1 protein-coding gene is annotated in these 1,656 nt (G+C 70.2%); it reads left to right on the forward strand.

Annotation, left to right across the window (positions count from 1 at the left end; translation table 11 throughout):
* Window positions 1-1,656, forward strand: a 1,656-nt coding sequence (locus tag ACP4IX_RS36135) for a condensation domain-containing protein (RefSeq protein WP_426558880.1), incomplete at both ends; no start/stop codon positions are given.

Raw genomic sequence — 1,656 nt, forward strand, 5'->3', positions numbered from 1 at the left:
CGCCGGGTGTTGGAGATCGGTGTCGGTTCCGGGTTGTTGATGGGGCATGTGGCGGCGGGGGTGGAGTCGTACTGGGCGACGGACTTCTCGTCGTCGGTGGTGGAGCGGTTGCGTGGTCAGGTGGCGGGGCTGGGCTGGGACCACGTGGTGGTGCGCTGCCAGGCCGCCGATGATGTGTCCGGGCTTCCTGCCGGGGAGTTCGACACGGTTGTCATCAACTCCGTCGTGCAGTACTTCCCGGGCTGGGAGTATCTGGAGCGGGTGCTGGACCAGGCGTTCGGGCTGTTGGCCGAGGGTGGCCGGCTGATCGTCGGGGACGTGCGGCACCGGGGTCTGCTGCGGGCGTTCCAGACGGCGGTACAGGCTCGTCAGCCGGGTGTCGGGGACACGGTCCGGTTGCGTGCGGCGGTGGAACAGGCCGTGGTGACGGAGAAGGAGTTGCTGCTGGATCCCGGTTTCTTCGCTGCCTGGGCGGTCGGGCGGCCGGAAGCGGTGGGCGTGGATGTGCGGTGGAAGCGGGGCGCGGCCCACAACGAACTGACGCGGCACCGCTACGACGTGGTCCTGCACAAGACCCCTGCCCAGCCGCTCCAGCTGGCCGGTGTACCGGTCCTGACCTGGGGCCGGGACATCGAGACATGGGAGGCACTGGGTGACGTCTCGTTGCCGGTTCGCGTGTCCGGGGTGCCGAACGCCCGGCTGACCGGGGAGGTCGCGGCGGCCCGCGCGATGGCCGCCGGCGAGCCCATCGAGCGCGTCCGTGAGCTTCTGGACGGGGAGAGCGGGCTGGATCCGGAAGAGGTGTGCTTCTGGGCCCGGGCACGGGGCTGGGACGCCGTGGTCACCGTCGGGCAGGGCGAATTCGACACCTTCGACGTGGTCCTGCTGCCCGGTGGAGTGGCCGCGGGTGCGGTGTCGGACGTTTCCGTCGCGGTGGGTGTGGGGTCGCTTGCCGGGCTGGCGAGTGATCCGGTGCGGACGCGGGTGGCGGGTGAGCTGGTGTCCGCGCTGCGTCGCAGTCTGTCGGAGCGGCTTCCGTCGTATCTGGTGCCGGCTGCGTTCGTGGTGCTGGAGGCTCTGCCGTTGACGGTGAGCGGGAAGGTGGACCGGGGGGCGTTGCCCGCTCCTGAGTACGCCTTCACCGCCTCGCGGGTGGCACGGACGCCGCAGGAAGAGATCGTGTGTGCTCTGTTCGCCGAGGTGCTGGGTCTGCCGGCGGTGGGGGTGGAGGACGACTTCTTCGAGCTGGGCGGGCATTCGCTGCTGGCGACGCGGCTGGTGAACCGGATCCGGGCCGTGCTGGGTGTGGATCTGGCCTTGCGCGTGTTGTTCGACCGGCCGACGGTGGCCGGTGTCGTGCGGCATCTGTCGGCGGCCGGGTCGCGTCCGGTGCTGGAACGGCGTGAGCGGCCGCGGCGCCTGCCGTTGTCGTTCGCGCAGCGCCGCATGTGGTTCCTGTACAAGTTCGAGGGCGCTTCGGCGACGTACAACATCCCGCTCGTGCTGCGTCTCACCGGTGAGCTGGACGTGCCCGCCATGGAAGCCGCCCTCAACGACGTGATCACCCGGCACGAGCCGTTGCGGACGGTCTTCCCCGACCTCGACGGCGAGCCCTACCAGCACATCCTCACCCCCACCGAAGCCCACCTCACCCTC

Origin of the sequence: Streptomyces sp. WG5 (assembly GCF_049974565.1) — a bacterium.
In the GTDB taxonomy this organism is placed as follows: domain Bacteria; phylum Actinomycetota; class Actinomycetes; order Streptomycetales; family Streptomycetaceae; genus Streptomyces.